At 60.4% G+C, this 20,553-nt stretch carries 11 protein-coding genes and 1 pseudogene; 3 read left to right on the top strand and 9 right to left on the bottom strand.

Annotation, left to right across the window (positions count from 1 at the left end):
• Positions 1 to 346: 346 nt before the first annotated feature.
• Both N6L27_RS23065 and N6L27_RS23060 read right to left on the bottom strand, forming a co-directional pair.
• Positions 347 to 1,072 carry an NAD(P)-binding domain-containing protein gene (locus N6L27_RS23065; protein WP_271909763.1) on the bottom strand — a complete coding sequence of 242 codons (726 nt, stop codon included), beginning with the start codon at positions 1,070 to 1,072 and terminating at the stop codon, positions 347 to 349.
• Between the two features lies 1 nt (position 1,073).
• Positions 1,074 to 3,119: an NADH:flavin oxidoreductase gene (locus N6L27_RS23060; RefSeq protein ID WP_271909760.1), complete on the bottom strand. Its 2,046-nt coding sequence runs from the start codon at positions 3,117 to 3,119 to the stop codon at positions 1,074 to 1,076.
• Between the two features lie 129 nt (positions 3,120 to 3,248).
• Here N6L27_RS23060 and N6L27_RS23055 point away from each other — a divergent pair, with 129 nt between their 5' ends.
• Positions 3,249 to 3,863: a TetR/AcrR family transcriptional regulator gene (locus N6L27_RS23055; protein WP_271909759.1), complete on the top strand. Its 615-nt coding sequence runs from the start codon at positions 3,249 to 3,251 to the stop codon at positions 3,861 to 3,863.
• Between the two features lie 280 nt (positions 3,864 to 4,143).
• On the opposite strand, the gene fdhF is transcribed toward N6L27_RS23055, so the two are convergent.
• The 5 genes from fdhF to N6L27_RS23030 all read right to left on the bottom strand — a co-directional run bounded on the left by fdhF (position 4,144) and on the right by N6L27_RS23030 (position 13,409).
• Positions 4,144 to 6,918 carry a formate dehydrogenase subunit alpha gene (gene fdhF, locus N6L27_RS23050; protein WP_271909758.1) on the bottom strand — a complete coding sequence of 925 codons (2,775 nt, stop codon included), beginning with the start codon at positions 6,916 to 6,918 and terminating at the stop codon, positions 4,144 to 4,146.
• Positions 6,919 to 6,921: 3 nt separating this feature from the next.
• Positions 6,922 to 8,610, bottom strand: coding sequence for an NAD(P)H-dependent oxidoreductase subunit E (locus tag N6L27_RS23045; protein ID WP_271909757.1), 1,689 nt, complete (start codon positions 8,608 to 8,610; stop codon positions 6,922 to 6,924).
• 93 nt (positions 8,611 to 8,703) lie between these two features.
• A complete protein-coding gene (locus N6L27_RS23040; RefSeq protein WP_271909756.1) occupies positions 8,704 to 9,615 on the bottom strand; it encodes a LysR family transcriptional regulator in 912 nt (303 codons plus the stop codon).
• Positions 9,616 to 9,667: 52 nt separating this feature from the next.
• Complete coding sequence (locus N6L27_RS23035) at positions 9,668 to 10,129, bottom strand: winged helix DNA-binding protein (RefSeq protein ID WP_271909755.1); 462 nt, start codon at positions 10,127 to 10,129, stop codon at positions 9,668 to 9,670.
• Between the two features lie 400 nt (positions 10,130 to 10,529).
• Positions 10,530 to 13,409, bottom strand: a complete 2,880-nt coding sequence (locus tag N6L27_RS23030) for a Hint domain-containing protein (RefSeq protein WP_271909754.1) — start codon at positions 13,407 to 13,409, stop codon at positions 10,530 to 10,532.
• A 454-nt stretch (positions 13,410 to 13,863) separates the two neighbouring features.
• Here N6L27_RS23030 and N6L27_RS23025 point away from each other — a divergent pair, with 454 nt between their 5' ends.
• Entirely contained in the window at positions 13,864 to 16,212 is a 2,349-nt protein-coding gene (locus N6L27_RS23025) for a methyl-accepting chemotaxis protein (RefSeq protein WP_271909753.1), read from the top strand.
• A 183-nt stretch (positions 16,213 to 16,395) separates the two neighbouring features.
• On the top strand, positions 16,396 to 19,347 hold the full coding sequence (locus N6L27_RS23020) for an ATP-binding protein (protein ID WP_271909752.1): 2,952 nt from the start codon (positions 16,396 to 16,398) through the stop codon (positions 19,345 to 19,347).
• A gap of 33 nt (positions 19,348 to 19,380) precedes the next feature.
• On the opposite strand, the gene N6L27_RS23015 is transcribed toward N6L27_RS23020, so the two are convergent.
• Together N6L27_RS23015 and N6L27_RS23010 are read right to left on the bottom strand one after the other, a co-directional pair.
• Positions 19,381 to 20,220: a DMT family transporter gene (locus tag N6L27_RS23015; protein ID WP_271909751.1), complete on the bottom strand. Its 840-nt coding sequence runs from the start codon at positions 20,218 to 20,220 to the stop codon at positions 19,381 to 19,383.
• Positions 20,221 to 20,227: 7 nt separating this feature from the next.
• A pseudogene (locus N6L27_RS23010) lies at positions 20,228 to 20,553 on the bottom strand (Na/Pi cotransporter family protein); the annotation flags it as partial.

Below are 20,553 nucleotides of genomic sequence, written 5' to 3'. Positions count from 1 at the left end.
GCGCCGCCGGTGAGGGGGCTTTTACGGATACCCCCGAACACCCGCAACCCAAAAAACGCAAAAAACCAAACTTTCCGAAAAGAAAAATCACAAATCAAACAATATCAATAGCTTACATGGACACAACGTCAGCACCCCTGACCAACTCGCCGCAACCGCAAACACCCCAAACAGGTCAACCCACCCAAAAACAAACTTACCCACAGACTCAACCAAACTTACACACAAAATCAAAGAAACCCGAAAGCAGGAAGCAGGAAGCAGGGTCCTTGCCCGTGCCGCCACTCCGGGGAAGCCCGATAAACGAAAACGAGATCAGTGACCCAGACAGACAACTGGAGAGCACTCAGCCCTCAAGTTTGCTCAAACCCTCGGTCAGGCTTTCGCGCATCCCTGCTGCCTCCATGTGCAATCGCAGCCGCTGGTTAAACCCGCCCGGCGTATTCAGTGCTTCTATCAGCTCCCCGCAGCCGGACGCCTGCAGGCTGGCGGATATCAGCATCCGCAAGAAGGCCTCTCCCTGAGCGGGGTCCGAAACCCGCTGTCCAAGCCAATCCGCAGCATCCCCCACCAGGCGTGCTGCTGGCGAGAGCACCGCCTGAGCCGCCAGATAGGCCTTTAGCTCCGCGCCGTCCCACAGCGCAAAGACCCGATTGTCCGGCTCAAAGATCTGGCCAAGCAACTCCGTATCCCCAAGGGCCATGATTGGTGATCCGCCTTGCGCAATGCCAGGGAAGGGCATCATGACTGCTGCCGCCCGGGCCGGAACGACCCAATCCGCAACCTGATCCAGATCTGCACCCGCCATGAAGGAGACCACTTGCTGGCCATCCCGAAAGACCAGTCCATTCAGAACTGCCTCTGCGGTTTCCGCCATAAGCCCGAGGAAAATCACCTCACTGGCATCCACCAGGCTCTGATTGCAGGCCACTGTCACGTCCCCGAACGCCTTTGCCAGCGCCGCCGAACGGCTGGTGCTGCGTTCAGAAACTGTTATCTGGTGGCCCTTCCCCGCCAAGCCGCGCACCACGGCAGAGGCAATGGTCCCGCATCCCAAAAAGCCAAGACGCATATCAAATTTCCTTCATCAGCCTGAGAGCATCATAAATCGCCGCATGGGTATTGCGGGAAGAAACAGCATCGCCGATGCGGAACAGCTGGAACCGGCCCGCAGGATTGGAACGGATCATTTGAGGCACCCCATTGATCAAGGCGTTCTGGTCCACCTCACCAAGGTTGACCGACGCTTCTTTCAGCGCGAAGTAGAGATCATCTAGCGGCAGTGTGCCATAGTTCAGGATCACCTGATCATATTCCACCTGATATGAATGGGTGCTGTAGTCCGTACCAATTGACGCCGTCAGCCTGTTACCGCTGCGGGCAAGCCCCAGCAGACGACGGGCAACCGTAAAGGTCACATCCTTGTCCTGCAGCGCCCGCATGTAAGGCACCAGGTTCATTCCCATTATTTCAGGCGCGAATGTCCGGTCCGGTGTCATCACTTCAACTTTCGAGCCTGCATTGGCCGCCGCTTCAGCAGCCATCAGGCCCGGGTGATCGCCGTTTTCATCATAGACCAGCACATGCCCCGCCGGCTTCACATCACCGGAAATGATGTCCCAGCTGGATACAGCGTGGGGAAGATCACGGCCGGCTTCATGCAGCATCAAGCACGGCATTCCGCCAGTTGCCACAATCACCGCATCCGGGTCCAGCGCCTGAACATCCTCAGCCTCTGCCCAGGTATTGAACCGGAACGCCACGTCCCGGGCCGCGCATTGCGCCATGCGCCAGTCGACAATGCCGATCATCTCTGCCCGGCGCGGGTTTTGCGCGGTCAGCCGGACCTGGCCGCCAGGCTCCGCGGCCGCCTCAAACACAGTCACCTCATGGCCGCGCTCAGCCGCCACCCGCGCGGCTTCCAGCCCGCCTGGACCCGCACCGACGATCACCACTTTCTTGCGAGTCTCGGCCGGAGTGATCTGATGCGGCATCGTGAGTTCACGGCCGGTGGCCGCATTGTGGATGCACAGCGCTTCCCCCGCCTGATAGATCCGGTCCAGGCAATAGGTGGCACCGACGCAGGGGCGGATGTCGCCCTCCCGCCCTTCCATGATCTTTTTGACGATATGAGGGTCTGCCATATGGGCGCGGGTCATGCCAACCATGTCCAGCAACCCGCTTGCCACCGCATGGCGTGCAGTGGCCACGTCGGGGATGCGGGCGGCATGAAATGTTGGCATTCCAGTTGCCTTCTTCACCTCTCCGGCAAAATCCAGATGCGGCGCCGACTTCATTCCTTGCACCGGAATCACGTCCGTCATTGCCGGATCGGTGTGAATGCGGCCTCGGATCACGTTGAGGAAATCCACCATGCCGCTGTCCGCCAGACGCTTGGAGATTTCGATCCCTTCCTCAGGGCTGATCCCGCCCTCTTCCGCCTCATCCGCCGTGTAGCGCAGGCCAACGATGAAATCGCTGCCGACCCGCTGCCGCACCGCCTGCAGCACATCCATCGGAAACTTCATCCGGCTATCCAGCGTCTGGCCGCCGTAAGGCCCGTCCAGATCATTGGTCAGCGGCGACCAGAACTGATCCAGCAAATGGCCATAGACCTGCAGTTCGATCCCGTCCATACCGCCCTCCTTCATCCGCTCTGCCGCGTCAGCAAAATCGGAAATAATGCGGGTGATATCCCAGTCCTCGGCCAGTTTCGGGAAAGACCGGTGCGCGGGCTCGCGGTGGCGCGAGGAACTGACGGACGGCAGCCAGTCCCCCTTGTTCCAGCCGGTGCGGCGGCCCAGGTGGGTCAGCTGGATCATGACTGCCGCGCCGTGCTCATGCACCCGGTCGGTCAGGTTGCGGATCCAAGGGACCACCTCATCCTTGTAGGCCAGGATATTGTTGAACACCGGCGGGCTGTCGCGGCTGACCGCAGCGGACCCGGCTGTCATGGTCAGCGCCACACCCGCCTTGGCCCGCTCCGCGTGATAGGCAGCATAGCGCTCCTTTGGCATGCCATCTTCCGGATAGGCAGGCTCATGGCTAGTGGTCATGATCCGGTTGCGAAGCGTCAGATGCTTCAGCTGGTAGGGCTGCAGCAGCGGATCCTTGGACATGAGCGTCTCCTGACACGATGTTTTGGCTTGGCGGCGAGTCTCACACCGCTCTTGACACATATGTCGATAAAACAACCACACCTGTCAAGAAAAGTTGCGCCTGCCTTGCCCCGCTGCTATGGCTGGCACATGGACACACAGGACATTGCCCGCCCGCGGCTGAGCGAAGAGGATTGGCTGGCGGCCGCCTATGAGGTGCTGACCGATAGCGGAGTGGAAGCGGTGAAGGTGATGCCGCTGGCCAAACGGCTGGGCGTGTCGCGCACCAGTTTCTACTGGCACTTCAAGGACCGCGAAGAGTTGCTGGAAGCGATGGTGCGGCGCTGGGAGGAGAGGAATACTGGCAATCTGGTGGCCCGCAGCGAGGCCTATGCCGAGAGCATTGCCGAGGCGATTTTCAACCTGTTCGACTGCTGGATCGACCCGGAGCTGTTTGATGCACGGCTGGATCTGGCGATCCGCAACTGGGCGCGCAACGACAGCAGTCTGCAGGAACGGCTGGACCTGGCTGACTCCCGGCGCGAGCAAGCCATGACAGATATGTTCATCCGCTTTGGCTATCCGCAGGCGGACGCGCTGATCCGGGCGCGGGCCATGATCTACACCCAGATCGGCTATTTCTCGATGCAGGTGCACGAAAGCACGGAATACCGGATTTCGCTGATGCCTGGCTGGATCAAAGTTTTCACCGGCACCAGCCCCGAACAGCGGGAACTTGACCGGTTCCTGGCCCGGCACCGATAGAGGCAGGACTCTGCATCGCATCTGAAAGCAACGCTCCCGCCTGCCAGGCAGGCATCACAGATGCCTGCCCGCCAGTTGGGCCGGGCGCCGCGCCTGAAAGGCGCGGCGCGGGTCGCTTCGGGCAAGGCCCGAAGCGAAACACCTCGGCAACATTTGCGTCTGCGCACCCCGAACCCGCACGGCGCTGCCGCGACGGGCGCGAGCCCGGCGTCTCCACAAAAAACGGGCGCGGAACCTCTGGTTCCGCGCCCGCCCGGTTTCCCCGGTCAGATCTGCAGGATTACTCGGCTGCGATCTGCCCTTCGATTTTTTCGACCTTCACCGCCGAGAATTTGAACTCGGGGATCTTGCCGTAGGGGTCCAGCGCCGGGTTCGTCAGAATGTTGGCTGCTGCTTCCACATATGCAAAGGGCACAAACACCATGTCCTCGGCAATGGCCCGGTCGGCCCGTGCCATGATCTCGATCGAACCGCGCCGCGTCGACAGGCGGATCATTTCGCCCGGCTCGATCCCCATCAGCTTGAGCGTGCGCGGGTTGAGCGAGCAGTTCGCCTCCGGCTCCACCGCATCCAGAACCTTGGACCGGCGGGTCATCGACCCGGTGTGCCAGTGCTCCAGCTGCCGGCCGGTGGTCATGATCATCGGGTAGTCCGCATCCGGTGCCTCATCCGGCGGGATCACGGACGCAGGGGTAAAGCGGGCCCGGCCCTCGGGGCGCGGGAAGCCGTCACCGAACACAATCGCCTGACCGGGATCGGTCTCGTGCAGCGACGGGTAGGTGATGGTCTCGGTCTCCAGACGCTCCCAGGTGATGTTGTTCAGGGATTTCATGTTCAGCTTCATCTCAGCAAAGACTTCGCTGACGTCCTTGTAGTCCCAGGGCAGGCCGATGCGCTGCGCCAGCTCGACAGTGACCTGCCAGTCCTCGCGCGCCTCACCCGGAGGCGCCACGGCAGGACGCACACGCTGCACCTGACGGTTGGTGTTCGACACGGTGCCGTTCTTCTCATAGAGCGCCGAGGCCGGCAGGATGATGTCGGCGTAGTTCGCCGTCTCGGTCAGGAAGATGTCCTGAACGATCATCAGCTCCAGCTTCGCAAAGGCATCTCGCGCGTGGTCGGCATCCGGGTCGGACATCGCCGGGTTTTCACCCTGGATATACATGCCCTTGATGTTGCCGGCATAGGCTTGGTCCACGATCTCGGTCACGGTAAGGCCCTTCTCGTTTGAGAAGTCGCCGCCGCCCCAGACATCCGTGAAGCTCTTGCGGACCTCATCCGAGGTCACGGTCTGGTAATCCGGCAGGAACATCGGGATGAGGCCCGCGTCCGACGCGCCCTGCACATTGTTCTGGCCGCGCAGCGGGTGGAGGCCTGCGCCCGGCTTGCCCACGTTGCCGGTCATCAGCGCCAGCGAGATCAGGCAGCGCGAGTTGTCGGTGCCGTGAATGTGCTGGGAGACGCCCATGCCCCAGAAAATCAGGCCTGCCTTGCCGCCCGCAAAGATGCGCGCAACACTGCGCAGCTGCTCAGGGGAGACGCCGCAGATTTCCGACATCTTTTCAGGCGTGAACTGCGCCAGATGCTGTTTTTCCGCTTCCCAGTTCTCGGTGTATTTGTCGATGTATTCCTGATCGTACAGGCCTTCCTCGACGATCACGCTCATGATCGCGTTCAGCATCGACACGTCCGCGCCGGGGCGGAACTGCACCATCTCGGTCGCGAACCGGCGCAGGCCAACGCCGCGCGGGTCCATCACGATCAGCTTGCCGCCGCGCTTGGTGAACTGCTTGAAGTAGGTCGCCGCCACCGGGTGGTTCTCAATCGGGTTGGAGCCGATGACGATCGCCACATCAGCGTTTTCGATCTCGTTGAATGTCGCGGTCACAGCACCGGAACCCACGTTTTCGATCAGCGCCGCAACCGAGGAGGCGTGGCACAGACGGGTGCAATGGTCGACGTTGTTGTGTTTGAAACCCTGGCGGATGAACTTCTGGAAGAGATAGGCCTCTTCGTTGGTGCATTTCGCCGAGCCGAAGCCCGCAACCGACTTCGGATCTTCATCGCGCAACTTGATCAGGCCCTTGGCGGCCAGATCCATCGCCTCTTCCCAGGATGCTTCACGGAAGTGGGTCGACAGGTTGCCCGGATCGACGTTCAGGCCTTTTGCAGGCGCGTCGTCGCGGCGAATCAGCGGCTTGGTCAGGCGGTGCGGGTGGTGGATGTAGTCAAAGCCGAAGCGGCCCTTGACGCACAGGCGGCCTTCGTTGGCAGGGCCGTTGATACCCTCAACATGTTTGACCTTGCCGTCCTTCACCTTGAGCGAGACTTTGCAGCCGACGCCGCAGAACGGGCAGACGCTTTCGGTTTCAGAATCGTAGTCCTTGCTGTCGCCAACCTGGTTTTCGTCCAGCACGGTGGCGGGCATCAGCGCGCCGGTCGGGCAGGCCTGCACACATTCACCGCAAGCCACACAAGTGGACTGACCCATCGGATCGGCGATGTCGAAGGTCGGATAGGCGTCGTGGCCGCGGCCGGCCATGCCGATCACGTCGTTCACCTGCACTTCGCGGCAGGCGCGCACGCACAGACCGCAGGAGATACAGGCGTCCAGGTTCACCTTCATGGCGACGTGGCTGTCATCCAGCAGCGGGATGCGGCCCTCTTCCAGCTTGGGGAAGCGGGATTCCGTCACGCCGTTCAGCTCTGCCATGTCCCACATGTGGGAGGATTTGTCGTGCGCCTCTTCCCTCTTAGGCTGGTCGGCCACCAGCAGTTCCATCACCATCTTGCGGGCGTTTTCAGCACGCGCGTTGTTGGTGGTGACAACCATGCCCTCAGCGGGTTCGCGGATACAGGAGGCGGCCAGCGTGCGCTCGCCTTCGATCTCCACCATGCAGGCCCGGCAGTTGCCGTCCGGACGGTAGCCCGGCTGCGGCTTGTGGCACAGGTGCGGGATCTTCAGCCCGCGGCCGTTGGCTACTTCCCAGATGGTCAGGCCTTTGTCCGCCGTGACCTGTTCGCCATCGAGTGTGAATGTGACTTTATCGCTCATGGCTCAGACCTCATCCGGAAAATGTTTCATGGTCAGGCGGATCGGGTTCGGCGCAGCCTGGCCCAGGCCGCAGATCGACGCATCGACCATTGCGGTGCTCAGCTCTTCAAGAAGGCCCTGATCCCACTTCTTCTCGCTCATCAGCTTGACGGCTTTCTCGCAGCCCACCCGGCAGGGGGTGCACTGGCCGCAGCTTTCGTCTTCGAAGAAGCGCAGCATGTTCAGCGCCGCATCGCGGGCGGAGTCCTGATCGGACAGGACCACCACGGCAGCGGAACCGATGAAGGTGCCATGCGGCTGCAGCGTGTCGAAGTCGAGCGGAACGTCATTCATCGATGCTGGCAGCAGGCCCGAGGAGGGGCCGCCCGGCTGGTAGGCCTTGAAGGCGTGGCCGTCCAGCATACCGCCGCAGGCTTCGATGATGTCGGTGATGGTGGAACCCGCGGGCAGAAGATGCACACCTGGGTTCTTCACACGGCCGGACACCGAGTAGCTGCGCAGGCCCTTGCGGCCGTTCTTTTCAACCGAATTCAGACACTCCGGGCCTTCGCGGTTGATTTTGCAAACCCAGTAAAGGGTCTCGACATTGTGAACCAGTGTCGGGCGCCCGAAGACACCTACCTGCGCCACAAACGGCGGGCGGTGGCGCGGCTCGCCGCGCTTGCCTTCGATCGACTCGATCATCGCGCTTTCTTCACCGCAGATATAGGCCCCTGCCCCGCGGCGCAGGTCGATGTAGCCAGGTTCGACGATGCCAGCGCTCTCCAGCGCCTTGATCTCGGTTGCGAGGATCTCCAGCACCGCCGGGTATTCGTCGCGCATGTAGATGAAGGCTTTTTCCGCTTCTACAGCCCAGGCAGCAATCAGCATGCCCTCGAGGAAGACATGCGGGGTGCGCTCCAGATAGTAACGGTCCTTGAATGTGCCGGGTTCACCCTCGTCACCGTTCACGGCCAGATAGCGCCGGCCTTCATTCGCACGGACAAAGCCCCATTTGGTGCCAGACGGGAAGCCTGCGCCGCCCAGGCCGCGCAGGCCGGCCTCTTTAACTTTCGCCTGAACCGCTTCCCAGTCGCCATTCGCGCGCAGGTCCTTCAGCGTGGCATAGCCGCCTTCGGCCTCATAGGCCGCAAAGGTCTCATACTCAGGCACGTGTGCATGGGTGTCATCCGCCTCAATCGCCGCTTCCACTTTCTCCACTGTCGCGTGGTCGATGTGGTTGTGGCCGATTTCCAGCACCGGCGCGGTGTCGCAGCGGCCCATGCAGGGCGCGCGCAGCACGCGGACCTGAGAGGCATCCAGACCGTCTTCCAGCGCTTTTTGCAAGGCTTGCGCACCAGCCAGTTCGCAGGACAGCGAATCGCAGACACGGATAGTCAGCGCGGGCGGCGGTGTCTCGCCTTCCTTCACTACATCGAAATGAGCGTAGAAGGTGGCAACCTCATAGATCTCCGCTTGGCCGGTGCGCATCTCTTCGGCCAGCGCGCGGATATGCGCGGCGCTGAGGCAGCCGTATTTGTCCTGAATCAGGTGCAGGAACTCAATCAAGAGGTCACGGTTGCGCGGGCGGTCCCCCAGCAGGTCCTGAACCTCGCTCAGAGCGATGTCGTCAACCTGGCGGCCTTTGGGCGTTTTGCGGCCCTTGCCTTTGCCGGACTTCCATACGCCCTTGCTATCATCCAATGGTGCCATGGGATCCTCCAGTCAGCACGTCTTTCATTCAGCCAATGCCATCAAGAATGAATATCGTCAAATCTAGAAAATCAAAGGTACGATCAGGAATTCTTATGACGCCATTTGCGGCATCCTATCGTCTACAAACGTCGCAACCACCTCTTTCAAAGCGCGCACAGTTGTGAGTTCAGGGGTCCGGTCCAGAGTCGCGATGCAAATCGGGCGTGCCTGCTCCGGTTCCGTCAGCCCCAGAACCCGGGTGCCGCCAAGGTTGCCCAGCGCCTGCATCAGCGCTCTCGGCAGGATTGTCGCAGCCGATCCCTCCCGAGCCAGCACCATCGAGGCCATGAAACCGTTGGATTCGGAAACGATCTCGGGCTTCAACCCGAGATCGGCAAAGATCCGGTCCAGAATCCGCCGGTTCTGCATTTGCTGATCCAGCAGGCTCAACGGCAGGTCCGCTGCTTCCGCCCAGCTGATCGTATCGCCACGTCCTTCCACCATACCTTCCGGCGCCAGCAGCACATAGCTTTCCTCATAGAGCGGCTGCACCGTCACCAGTTCACGGCCCATGCTGTCTGTATAGGTAATTCCGGCATCAATGGTTCCATCATAAAGCCGCTGCTGGATAGCCAGCGAGGCGGTGACTTCCACCTGTGCCAGGATCCGCGGATAGGCCTGATGCACCTGATCCACCAGCTGCGCTGCCCAGGCGGTGGCAGTCGGCACCACACCCAGCACCAGCGTGCCGCTCACTTCGCCGCGGGTTGCAGCGATCTCCTGCTCCAGCGCCTTGGCATCATCCAGGATAGAGCGCGCCCGGCGCACGATCATCATGCCTTCTTCGGTGAGGCCCTGGAACCGATTGGCCCGGCGCACGATGGACAGGCCCAGCCGCTCTTCCAGGTTTCTGATCCGCATGGAAAAAGCAGGCTGCGACATGCAGCAATCTGCGGCTGCCTTGGCGAAATGCTTGTGCCGCGCCAGCGCTGTCAGTAGCGTCAGGTCCTTGAGTTCGATCATAACAGAACCTTACGCCTGTCACGCTGTCTGGCACAATGGAGCAGTTGGCCGCTCAGCCCTGGCCCGCGGAGCCAGCGGAACCCTCAGCGGCTCCGTAAAGCCCGGTGAGCTCTTCCAGAACCGTCAGGGCGCTCTGCAGCTGCACCGCCATACCTGGACGCTCCGAAAGCGCCCGTTCCACGAGGTTTTCGCGAGCAGACCGCATTTCGGCCGCAGTCTGGCTGCCCTTCTCTGTGAGACTGTAGGATACACCGGACCGGCCTGCGCCCTGCTTATGTGTCAGCCCGGCTGAGGCTAGTTTGCGCAAAGAATACTGAATATTGGGAATGTCCACGCGATTGGTGATCCGGGCCATTTCCTTGATCGAGATAGCGCGGCCGCCTTCTGCGATCAGAAGCAGCAAGGTGACCTCCGCCCCTGAGAGCGTCATGCCGCCCAACTGTTCAAATTGATCGACCTGCCAGCGGACAAGCCCTTCATGCGCCCGCTGCACTGCAATTTCCAAGTCCTGCAACTTTTCAGATGGCTGCTGATCAAATGAGTTTGGAAACAGGGACTTGCTGACTGAATGATCCAATAAAAAACTCCAAAATCTGCTGCCCGGAACAGGCAAATGGTGCGGATCAGAATACCGGCGCCTTTGGCGCACTGCCCGCCCCCAAATCAAGGCACCAATGCACCCCTGCGGCAAGCCAGGCTCAATTCCGAAAATCCAATTTAAATACTCCGCAACATATCCGCTCAAATCGCCTGAATTTCAATACCCTGGCCGATCATACGGCAGGGCTGGCAAGCGCGAACAAAAATCAATGCAAACCTCTGCACAGTTGGCAAACCGGATTTCCTGGCTGGCGGCGGAAACTCCCATCAGACACGCACTGACGGATCCCGGGTTCCAAATATTCTGAAAGCCCTTAACAGACGGGCAGATTCTGCAAATCGCGCCGCCTCATGGCATAGCGCGCCAGCCCGCCATAGGTCTCGCACACCTGCCTCTTGCCGGTTGGACCGGAAAGGCAAACTGCAGAAGTCAGACCAGGAAACAGCTCAAACAGCTCTCGCCTTCCTTCGGTGCTCAACCCGCGAACAGCCTCAGGCCCCGGCCAGAAGGTTTCTGTTGCGATACCTTCGGCAAAAATCACTTCGTGCTGCTCTGTCATAAGATGCACATAGGTGACCGGGCCGCGTGCACCGGACAACTGGACGCAGCGAGTGTCGAGCTCCGCGAGAAGCTTGGCAGACAGGAAGCTTTCGTCAAACTGTTCATCACCGCCAAAGGCCTTGCGGCCAGTAAGCAAGCGGTGCTGAGGGGACAGTAGCATCGGCCGCTCCGGACGCAGCAGTCCGCCCGGGCGCAGAAGGTAAGGTCTCAAATGCGGACGCCGGGCCAGATCTGCCGAACTCAGGGTCCGGCTGCCGGTCCAGATCACCTGCTGATAGCCATTGTCGGCTGTCTGCAGCAAGTCGCCAACCTTGATCTGCCCGGCCGGCACCGCGCCTCGCAGCGTGGCAATCAAGACTTCGGGCGTAAAGCAGGGAATACCGGCAGAATACATCTGCTGCGCAGTTGTCATCTGCGCCGGGGCAACCCCCTGCAGAACCAGCTTTTCACCGCTCGGGAAAGTGAGGAGGGCATTACCGAACCCGTCATCGCTGACAGAGATATCCCATGCCCGTACAGCACCGGCCGGTCCGGTTCCGCCCGTCAGGCTTGAGACGTCCAGCTGGTCGTTATAGAAGCCGTCAAAATCGTCATCGCCGATACTGAAATCGGTGATCGTATCAGTGCCGCCGCCACTGCTCAGGATCAGCTCGTCATAGCCGATGCCGCTGGTGATCGAGTCATCACCTGCACCGAAAGTCACGGTGTCGTCACCAGCACCCGCATCAATCACGGTGCCGGCGCTGTCGGCAGAGGCATCAACCGCATCCGCCTGATCCGTAAGGTTCAGCGCCTCGATCTCCGAAAAGGTGATCGTGTCGGTACCGTCGGTGATGGTGCCGGCCTCATCCCCGGAATAAGTAACAGTAACACCCGTGGTGACACCCGACATGTCGACAGTGTCATAGTCGTTACCGGCTTCGCCGCCTGTCAGGGTGTCATTTCCGAACCCGTCCGACATCTCGAAGGTATCGGCATCGGCTTCGCCATGCATCTCGTCGGCACCGCTGCCGCCAACCAGCAGGTCGTTGTCGTTGCCCCCGTACATCGTGTCAGCACCGTCGCCGCCTTCCAACGTATCGTTGCCGTCGGTTGCAACGATACTGTCATCCCCGGCCCCGCCGACGAGACTGTCGTCTCCGGCCGAGTTCCTGAGGGTATCATTGCCAGCGCCGCCGATCAGCGTATCGTTGCCAAGGCCCGTGGTCAGGCTGTCGTCGCCGTCACCGCCTTCGATGTAGTCGTCGCCATCACCGCCAGAGATGGTGTCCGCGCCAAGACCGCCGATCAGGGTATCCGCCCCGGCCCCGCCATCCATGACGTCGTCGCCGTCGCCGCCATCCATGCTGTCGTTGCCGGCCTCGCCATACATCAGGTCCGCGTCGGCGCCGCCTGCCATCACATCGTTATCATTGCCGCCGTACAACGTGTCGTTGCCGTCACCGCCTTCCAGCGTGTCATTGCCATCGGTCGCAACAATGCTGTCGTTGCCGGTGCCGCCAACCAGGCTGTCGTCGCCAGCAGAGTTGTGCAGTGTATCATCGCCCTCACCGCCGACCAGCGTATCGTTGCCTAGTCCTGTGCTGAGGAAGTCATTGCCTTCACCCCCGTCGACATAGTCATTCCCATCTCCACCGGAGAGCGTGTCGCCTCCGGCCCCGCCGATCAGCGTATCCGCCCCCTCTCCTCCGTCCAGAATGTCGTCGCCGTCACCGCCGTCCAGGCTGTCGTCGCCCTGTTCACCCAGCAGCGAGTCATTGCCGCCCTGGCCGTAGACAATGTCATTGCCGTCACCGCCCAGTACTGTGTCGGCCCCTTGTTCAATCGGGGTGACAACAGGATCGTCAATGACATCTCCGGACAAGGTGAAGCCTGCCAGGCCGTCGCGGGTCTGAAGAGTAAACTCGATCGAGGAACGGTCCTCGAACCCGGCGGAGAACCACGCGCTTTGATCCGTATAAGCATTCAGCTGTGTCCCGGTGGCCGTCACCAAATTGCCGTCGGTCGATGTGCTTAAGTTGGAATCTGAAGAAACGCCGAAAGAGGTGAAACTGCTGCCGTCTATTATGACCGCTTCGGCGTCTCCGTAACCACTGTTGTCATCAATATCGTTGAACGTCGCAGTGGAGTTCAGATAGACCGGCTCGCCTGTTGCCGGATCAAAGAACTCCAGCCGGAAAGTTGCCTGGTCCCCCGCCTGATCCCCTTCCAGCAGGATCTCCGCACCATCGGTGTAACCGAATTGCACCGACAAATTCGAGTTGGATTTCTCGACCAGGACCAGCTTCCCCCAGATCGAGGTGCCATCCTCCAAGGTCGCAACATCTCTAAAGACAGCATAATCGCCCGCCGACCCGGTCCAGCCGTCATGCGAGATACTCTCGATATTTCCAATCTTCAGTTCAAGCGGGCTGGCGTCCACGCCCTGTTCGAACCCGTCCCCCATGTCGCCATAGATGACATCATCACCCTCGCCGCCGTCAATGACATCACTGCCTTCTTCACCAGCAACAGTGTCAGCGCCTTCTCCCGCTTCAATGATGTCGTCGCCGGTGCTTCCGGCGAGCTTGTCGTTGCCTTCAGTGCCTTTCAGAGACGCAAGGAGGCCGGAAAGCCAGTCAGGTAGAGGCATAGTCAAATCTCAATCTCTGACCACGGGTGCCAGAGCACACAAAGGGCCAAGTGTTTCCGGCGAAACAGCCGCTAATGCGCCCCTCAATACACGCATCCCGGTAATGAATCGTAAATCCGGCGGACGCTGTGAACATTCCGTAAAGGCCGCAGCAGAAGAACCGGAATGCCTGCCAGGGCACGCGGCCCCGGTCAAATCCCGGTCATTCGGCTCATTTCGCCCTTCTGAGGTGAGTGATTCGCATTGTCTTGCAGGCTGTCCGCTAAAAGTGGAACTGTATTTTCGCCGTTCCAGGCCTCGAAATAGCCCAATTACGGGGCACCAAGACGCATTTTAACGGCCCGGAAATGAATCCCCCTGAGTGTTTTGACGTCTGGCACCTCACTGCCGGCACCGCCTCAGACCGCTTTCAGGCAGTCCGGCAGACTGAATTGTTGATGGGAACCACGCCGTAATGACTCGACTGTTAAAATTCTGGAACAACATGCGGCTGGGCCGCAAGCTGCCGCTCTCCATTGCCGCGCCAACAATCTTCCTGACTCTCGCGTCGGGGTTCTTCTTTGCTTGGGAGGCCGGTCAGGCGCTCAGGGCCAACCGCGAGGCGGCCTATGCCACGCTTCTGGAAGAGCGCAAGGAAGCGTTGGAGAACTGGGTCGCCGGGCTGCGCTCCCAAACCAGAACGCTGGTCGCCAGCAAGGCGGTTGAAACAGCGCTGCGCGACTTTTCCAACGGGTTCTACTCGCTTGGCGACACGCCCGGCAGCTATCTGCGCGCCGCCTATGGCGAAGGCAACCCGAACCCGGCAGGCGAGCGCTACAAGCTGCTGGATGCCAAAGACAAATCGGCATGGTCCATCCGCCACAAGATGAACCATACCGGCTTCGTGACGTTCCTCGAAGAGCAGGGGTTCCTGGATGCCTATCTTTTGGATGTTCAGGGCAACATGGTCTATTCGGTCCACAAAAACGAAGACTTCGCGCTGAATTACCTGGATGGACCGTACACGGACAGCGGGCTGGGCCAGGCTTTCCGCACGGCCCTCGAAATGGAGCAGGGCAGTGTATTCCTATCGGAAATGGCCGGATATGAACCAGACGGCGGGACGGCCGCGATGTTTGTCTCCTCTCCCATCTACAAGAAAGACGCGATCATGGGTGCGCTGGTGCTGCGCGTTCCGGTGGACGGCATCGCGGGCATCCTCTCCCATTCCGCACTGCTCGGCGAAACCGGGCAGGCCTATCTGGTGCGCGGCGACGGGATTGCCTTGACCGCATCGGGACGCGAGGGCGGCCACCAGGTTCTGACCAAGCTGCCAGAACTGCAGCAGATCACCGCAGCGCTCAGCGGCGGGGAAAGCAGCTTTTCCGGAACCCCTGGCCTCGCTGGCCAGCCGGTTGAGGCGATGGCCGCCAGTGTCGGGCTGGACGACCGCACCTGGGGAATTGTGCTGGAAGTCGACAGCGCCGAGGCCTTGGCTGCGGAGAAAAGCCTTGTTAATGCCTCCATGCTGCAGGCCGTTGGGGTTGCTCTGGCAGTTGCTCTGCTGTCCTGGATTGCGGCCCGTGGGATCGCGCGCAAGGTGTCTGGTCTTTCTGACAGTGTTGAGCACATTGCAGCCAAGGATTATGGTCATCCTGTTGCGGGTCTCGGAACCGGTGACGAATTCGGCAACATTGCCGGCATTCTGGAAGGTTTCAAAGCCGATCTGCAAAATGCCCAGCTTGCTGAGGCGGAACGGGCGGAAGCTCAGCGCGAGCAGGACCTCGTGGTGAATGAATTGCGGACCGGCCTGACACATCTGGCAAAGGGCGACTTTTCCACCACAATCGATACGCCCTTCCCCGAAGCTTACAAGGGTCTGCGCCTCGACTTCAACCAGACAGTCAACACGCTGAGCGCAACCGTGCGCGAAGTGGTGGAGGCCACCACCAGTATCCGCAACGGCACATCGGAAATCAGCCAGGCTTCCGACGACCTGTCGCAGCGCACCGAAAGCCAGGCGGCAACGCTGGAACAAACAGCTGCTGCTCTTGATCAGATGACCGCCAGCGTCAAGGCTGCCGCGGATGGCGCACGCAAAGTCGAAGCTTCCATGAACGAAGCCAGGGACGAGGCAATGGCCAGTGGAGAGGTTGTTCAGAACGCAGTCACCGCGATGAATGGCATCGAGGAGTCCTCCCGCCATATTTCGCAGATCATCGGCGTGATCGACGACATCGCCTTCCAAACCAACTTGCTGGCCTTGAACGCAGGTGTCGAAGCCGCGCGCGCCGGCGAAGCGGGGCGCGGCTTTGCTGTCGTTGCCTCCGAAGTGCGTGCGCTCGCGCAGCGCTCCTCAGACGCAGCCATGGAGATTAAAACGCTCATCTCCAATTCCGGTGAACAGGTCGAAAAGGGCGTGGACCTAGTCGGCAAGGCCGGCGAAGCGCTGCACAGCATCGTGTCGCAAGTCTCCCATATCTCCGGTCTGGTCTCGGACATTGCCACGGGTGCAGCAGAACAGTCGACCGGCATTGGCGAAATCAACACCGGGGTTATTCAGCTCGATCAGGTCACCCAGCAAAACGCCGCCATGGTCGAACAGATGACTGCGGCAGGCCAATTGCTGAATGGCGACGCCTCCAACCTGGCTGGCCTCGTGGCGCAATTCGATGTTGGTCTCGAAATAGCCGCCCCGCGCGAGACCACGCGCCCGGAGCTTCCATCGGCGCATGGAACCGGCTGGGATGAGATCCCCGTGGCTCCGGCCGCCATGCCGGATTCGGACGGTTCGGCCGCACTGGCAAAATGGCAGGACTTTTAATCCTGCCGGTCCGGACTTCTGCAATGGCTGCTGCTTGTGCCACACTGCGCAGCAGCCGAAAGCAACCGTATTGTGGAAACCGGATTTTCAGACTTTAAAAGGAACATAGAGCAAAACCGAACACATGGCAGTTTTCAGGCCGCTGTTGCCAACGGTGTTTTCGGAAAAAGCAAAGGTGGCTGAATGGCCCTGTCAAATCTCACCGCTCGCTGGCTGCGCGCCTTCGGCAACAGGACCTACCTTCCTGCACTGCTTGCGCTGGCCGTCGTATGTGCTGCGGGACTTTACGCCGAAAGACAGAACGCCACGATCCACTACCAATCCCAGCGCGCTGACACGCAGCAAGCGGCGGGGATAGTAAAATCCCGCCTCGAGGGCCAGCTGAACGGCGACTACCAGCGTCTGCGCGGCCTCGCAGCAATGCTGGCGACAGAACCGGATATGAGCCAGGAGCGGTTCAGCCGGATTGCCGCCCAGGTATTGGAGGGGAAGACAGCCATCCGCCATATTGCGGCGGCTCCTGGACTTGTTGTCACACTGGTTCACCCGATGAAGGGTAACGAAGCGGCCCTAGGGCTGGATTACAACAGGAACGAGGCACAGCGTGCTGCTGCACACCGGGTGCGCAACAGCGGTGAAATGGTTCTGGCTGGCCCGGTTAATCTTGTGCAGGGCGGCTCCGGATTCATTTACCGCTTGCCGATCTTCACCGGCACCGGGGAACACCGTCAATTCTGGGGTATTCTCTCGGCGGTAGTCGAAACAGATACGCTTTATGCGGTTACCGGCCTGCATCACGGCGGCGGGCTTGAGATGGCGCTGACAGGCCGGGACGGAACCGGTGCTGCCGGGCAGCAGTTTTTTGGCGCAGACGGCATCTTTGCGGATGACCCGGTGCTGCTGGAAATCATCCTGCCTGCCGGGTCCTGGCTGCTGGCAGCCCGTCCGCTGGAAGGCTGGCAGAAAAACCCCGGAAACCTGTGGCAGCTCCGGTTTGCGCTTCTGGTGGCAGGCACTTTGATCGTTTTTCCTACGTTTCTTGCAGGCAGGCTTTCCGATGCCCGTCAAGCTGTGATTGGCAAGCTGCGCCACCGGGAAGCGGAGCTAGAGGCGGTATCGAGGCGGTTGGAGATTGCGGTGAAAACCTCACGGGTTGGCATCTGGGAATACGACGCCGTGACCCAGAGAGTGAGCTGGGACAGCAGGATGCACGAATTGTACGGCGTGCCTGAGGAACTGGGTCCGCCAAGCGGAAAGGCTTGGGTTGAAACATTGCATCCAGACGACCGCAGCAGAGTTCAAGAAGCCCTGAAAACCGCAGAAGAGAACCACACAAGCTTTGCCTCCGATTTCCGGATTGTTCTGGCAGACGGCGTGGTCAAGCACATCCGGGCGCTGGCCAGTCCGTTCACCGATGCGCGCGGCCGGAAGCTGATGATCGGCGTCAACTGGAATGTCTCCGAAGACGTAAGCCTGCGCGAGGAACTGATTCGCGCCAACCAGACCCTGTCCGAACGCAACAGTGAGTTGAAACTGGGCAAGCAAGCCTTGGAACAAGCGCATGCAGAACTGCAAAAGCAGCAGGCGGAACTGCACCGTTTGTCGCTGGTTGCCAAACACGCCTCTGACAGCATCATTCTGACGGATGCAGAGCGCCGGATTCTCTGGGTCAACGACGCTTTCACGCGGGCGACAGGTTACCAAGCAACTGACGCCATTGGCAGGACCCCGTCCCAACTTCTGGACGGGCCGAATACCGATGCCAGGGTGATCCAGGAAATGAACCGCCACAAGGACCTTGGCATACGCTATCACAACGAGGTTCTCAATTATACGAAATCAGGGGACGAAGTCTGGTTCGATACCAACATTGTGCCGGTCAAATGCGAGGATGGGTCTGTCGATCTGATCATCGGCATCGAACGGGACATTACCCACAGCAAGCAGCGGGAACGGGAACTGGCCGAAGCCAAACTGGCAGCGGAACAAGCCGACCGGGCCAAATCAGAGTTTCTTGCCAACATGAGCCATGAGATCCGCACCCCGATGAATGGCATCATTGGTATGGCCGACCTTCTGGCAGAGGCGGAACTGCCGCCTGACGAGCTGCAAAACGTGGAGACCATCCGCAGCTCAGCCCAGGCCCTGCTGAAGATCATCAACGACATCCTCGACCTGTCGCGGCTGGAAGCGGGCAAGCTCTCTATCACAGGTGAAGACTTCAATCTGCGCGATTGTGTCAGCAGTGCCGCCAATCTGTTCCGCCCGAAAGCGCAGGAAAAGGGCTTGCCTTTGGACATCAGCTATGCGGACGGGCTGCCAGAGCGGATGCACGGCGACGACGGACGTTTGCGCCAAATCCTGGTCAACCTGATTGGCAATGCGGTGAAATTCACAGCGGAAGGCAGAATATCGGTTCGGGTGTCACATGCGCCTGGCGACCCTTACCACCTCGTTGCTGAAGTCGAGGACAGCGGGATCGGGATCTCCGAGGATCAGGTACGCCATATCTTCGACCGCTTCACTCAAGCCGATGCCGCGACGACCAAGGCATTCGGCGGAACTGGACTGGGTCTAACTATCTCCAGCATGCTGGCAAAGCGGATGGGCGGCGGCATTTCGGTCATCTCAGAACTGGGCGAAGGGACCTGTTTCCGGCTTGAACTACAGTTGGAACCGGCACGCGAAGCAGTGAACAAAGTTGCCCCGCTCGCCTCGGGCAGCCCCCCGCAGCTTGCGCCTTGCAGGGTGCTTCTGGCGGAGGACAATCAGACAAACAGGCTCCTGATCCGCAAGTATCTGCGCGACCAGCCGGTGGAACTCTCCGAAGCAACAAATGGACGCGCCGCAGTGGATATGTGCATTGAAATGCGGCCGGATATCATCCTGATGGACATGTCGATGCCGGTTCTCGATGGTCTCTGCGCCACCCGGGAGATCCGCAGCCTACCCGGTCCCCAGCCGGTCATCGTGGCCCTGACCGCCAATGCCTTTGCCAGCGACGAGCAGGCCTGCCTGGATGCCGGTATGGATCACTTCCTGGCCAAACCCGTAAAGAAGGCGGTGCTTTTGCACACGCTGTCTGCCATTGCCGAAAAGATCACATTGCAGCCCGAACCCCGGGCCAGGGCCTGACGGCGGCAACCCGAAACCCGTTCTACTGCCAGCTTATACAGCCGTGCCGATCAGGCCGACACCAGCCGCCATCAGAACTGCAGATCCCAGCCTCCGCATCCAGTAGCCTTCCTTCAGAAAGACAAAGCCAATCATGGCGGCAAAGATAACCGAGGTCTCGCGAAGCGCAGAAACAGCTCCGAGCTGGGCAAAATTTTTGGCATAGAGCACCAGCCCGTATGCAATCATCGACACCAGCCCGCCGGCAATTCCCAGTACCCAGGTCTTTCGTGGCAGAAGTCTCAGCGTCTGCCGTCTGCGGACACCAACAAACCCGGCAATGAAAATATGCAGAAAAGCCCCCCAGGCCCAGTAGCTCAGGGTATGATCTGAAAGACGCACCCCCATGCCGTCGACAACGGAATAGATCGAGATGCAAAATCCGGTGCCTGCTGCAAATCCAAATGCCGCTCGTCCGACACCGGACCGCAGTGCCTTCCAGCTGCTGAGCTGAATGCCGCAGGCAATCACTGCAATTCCGGCCCAGGCCTGCAGCGGCAGCACTTCACCGGCAAATGCCATCGCCCAAACTGCAACCAACGCCGGCACAATGCCGCGGGCAATCGGGTAGACGACGCTGAGGTCACCATGCTGATAGGCACGGCCCAGCATGTAGTAATAGCCGAAATGCACGACCGTCGATGCCAGAATATAGGGAAAGCTTTCTGGCGCCGGCAGTGGCAGCACAACAATCATTACCGCACCCGGAATGACTTGGCCAAAGGCCACCAGCCCTAGGGTGGTGGTCCGGTCGGCAGCCGTCTTCACAATGGCATTCCATAGGGCATGCAGCAGGGCTGCGGACAAAATAGTGGCAATTACGGGAAGCGTCATATCCGGATCAGTCTTTTGGCAAGAGCCCCGCAGCAGGGGCTTCTCCCCCTTCGTCTTCGGGCATTTCCTCGATGAGCCTTGTCTCCAGGAGCTGTCCGCTGCGGTAGAGCACCGGGGTGGCGACGGCGGCGATGTGGCTGTTGAACTCGCGCAGGGCGCGCAGGGTTTCCAGGTGGATGTCGGAGGTGTCAAAGCTTTCCCGCGCGCCGCCCTGCAGCCGCTTCAGGTGCCGCTTGCGGCTGTCGTGCTCCATCCGCTTCAGTTCGGTCTTCTCCAGGCTCAAGAGCCGCGCGCTTTCCAGATCGCCGGAAATCAGCACATTGGAGGCCAGCT

It is taken from the genome of Leisingera sp. SS27 (assembly GCF_028368855.1).
In the GTDB taxonomy this organism is placed as follows: Bacteria; Pseudomonadota; Alphaproteobacteria; order Rhodobacterales; family Rhodobacteraceae; genus Leisingera.
The sequence above is the reverse complement of the archived record's forward strand: the minus strand, read 5'-3'. Positions and strand labels throughout refer to the sequence as shown.

Bases quoted from the DNA above. Each gene is read 5' to 3' on its own strand.
- N6L27_RS23020 (WP_271909752.1), top strand. From the start codon at position 16,396: ATGGCCCTGTCAAATCTCACCGCTCGCTGGCTGCGCGCCTTCGGCAAC.
- N6L27_RS23040 (WP_271909756.1), bottom strand. From the start codon at position 9,615: ATGATCGAACTCAAGGACCTGACGCTACTGACAGCGCTGGCGCGGCAC.
- N6L27_RS23015 (WP_271909751.1), bottom strand. From the start codon at position 20,220: ATGACGCTTCCCGTAATTGCCACTATTTTGTCCGCAGCCCTGCTGCAT.
- N6L27_RS23025 (WP_271909753.1), top strand. From the start codon at position 13,864: ATGACTCGACTGTTAAAATTCTGGAACAACATGCGGCTGGGCCGCAAG.
- N6L27_RS23055 (WP_271909759.1), top strand. From the start codon at position 3,249: ATGGACACACAGGACATTGCCCGCCCGCGGCTGAGCGAAGAGGATTGG.
- N6L27_RS23030 (WP_271909754.1), bottom strand. From the start codon at position 13,409: ATGCCTCTACCTGACTGGCTTTCCGGCCTCCTTGCGTCTCTGAAAGGC.
- fdhF (WP_271909758.1), bottom strand. From the start codon at position 6,918: ATGAGCGATAAAGTCACATTCACACTCGATGGCGAACAGGTCACGGCG.
- N6L27_RS23045 (WP_271909757.1), bottom strand. From the start codon at position 8,610: ATGGCACCATTGGATGATAGCAAGGGCGTATGGAAGTCCGGCAAAGGC.
- N6L27_RS23060 (WP_271909760.1), bottom strand. From the start codon at position 3,119: ATGTCCAAGGATCCGCTGCTGCAGCCCTACCAGCTGAAGCATCTGACG.
- N6L27_RS23065 (WP_271909763.1), bottom strand. From the start codon at position 1,072: ATGCGTCTTGGCTTTTTGGGATGCGGGACCATTGCCTCTGCCGTGGTG.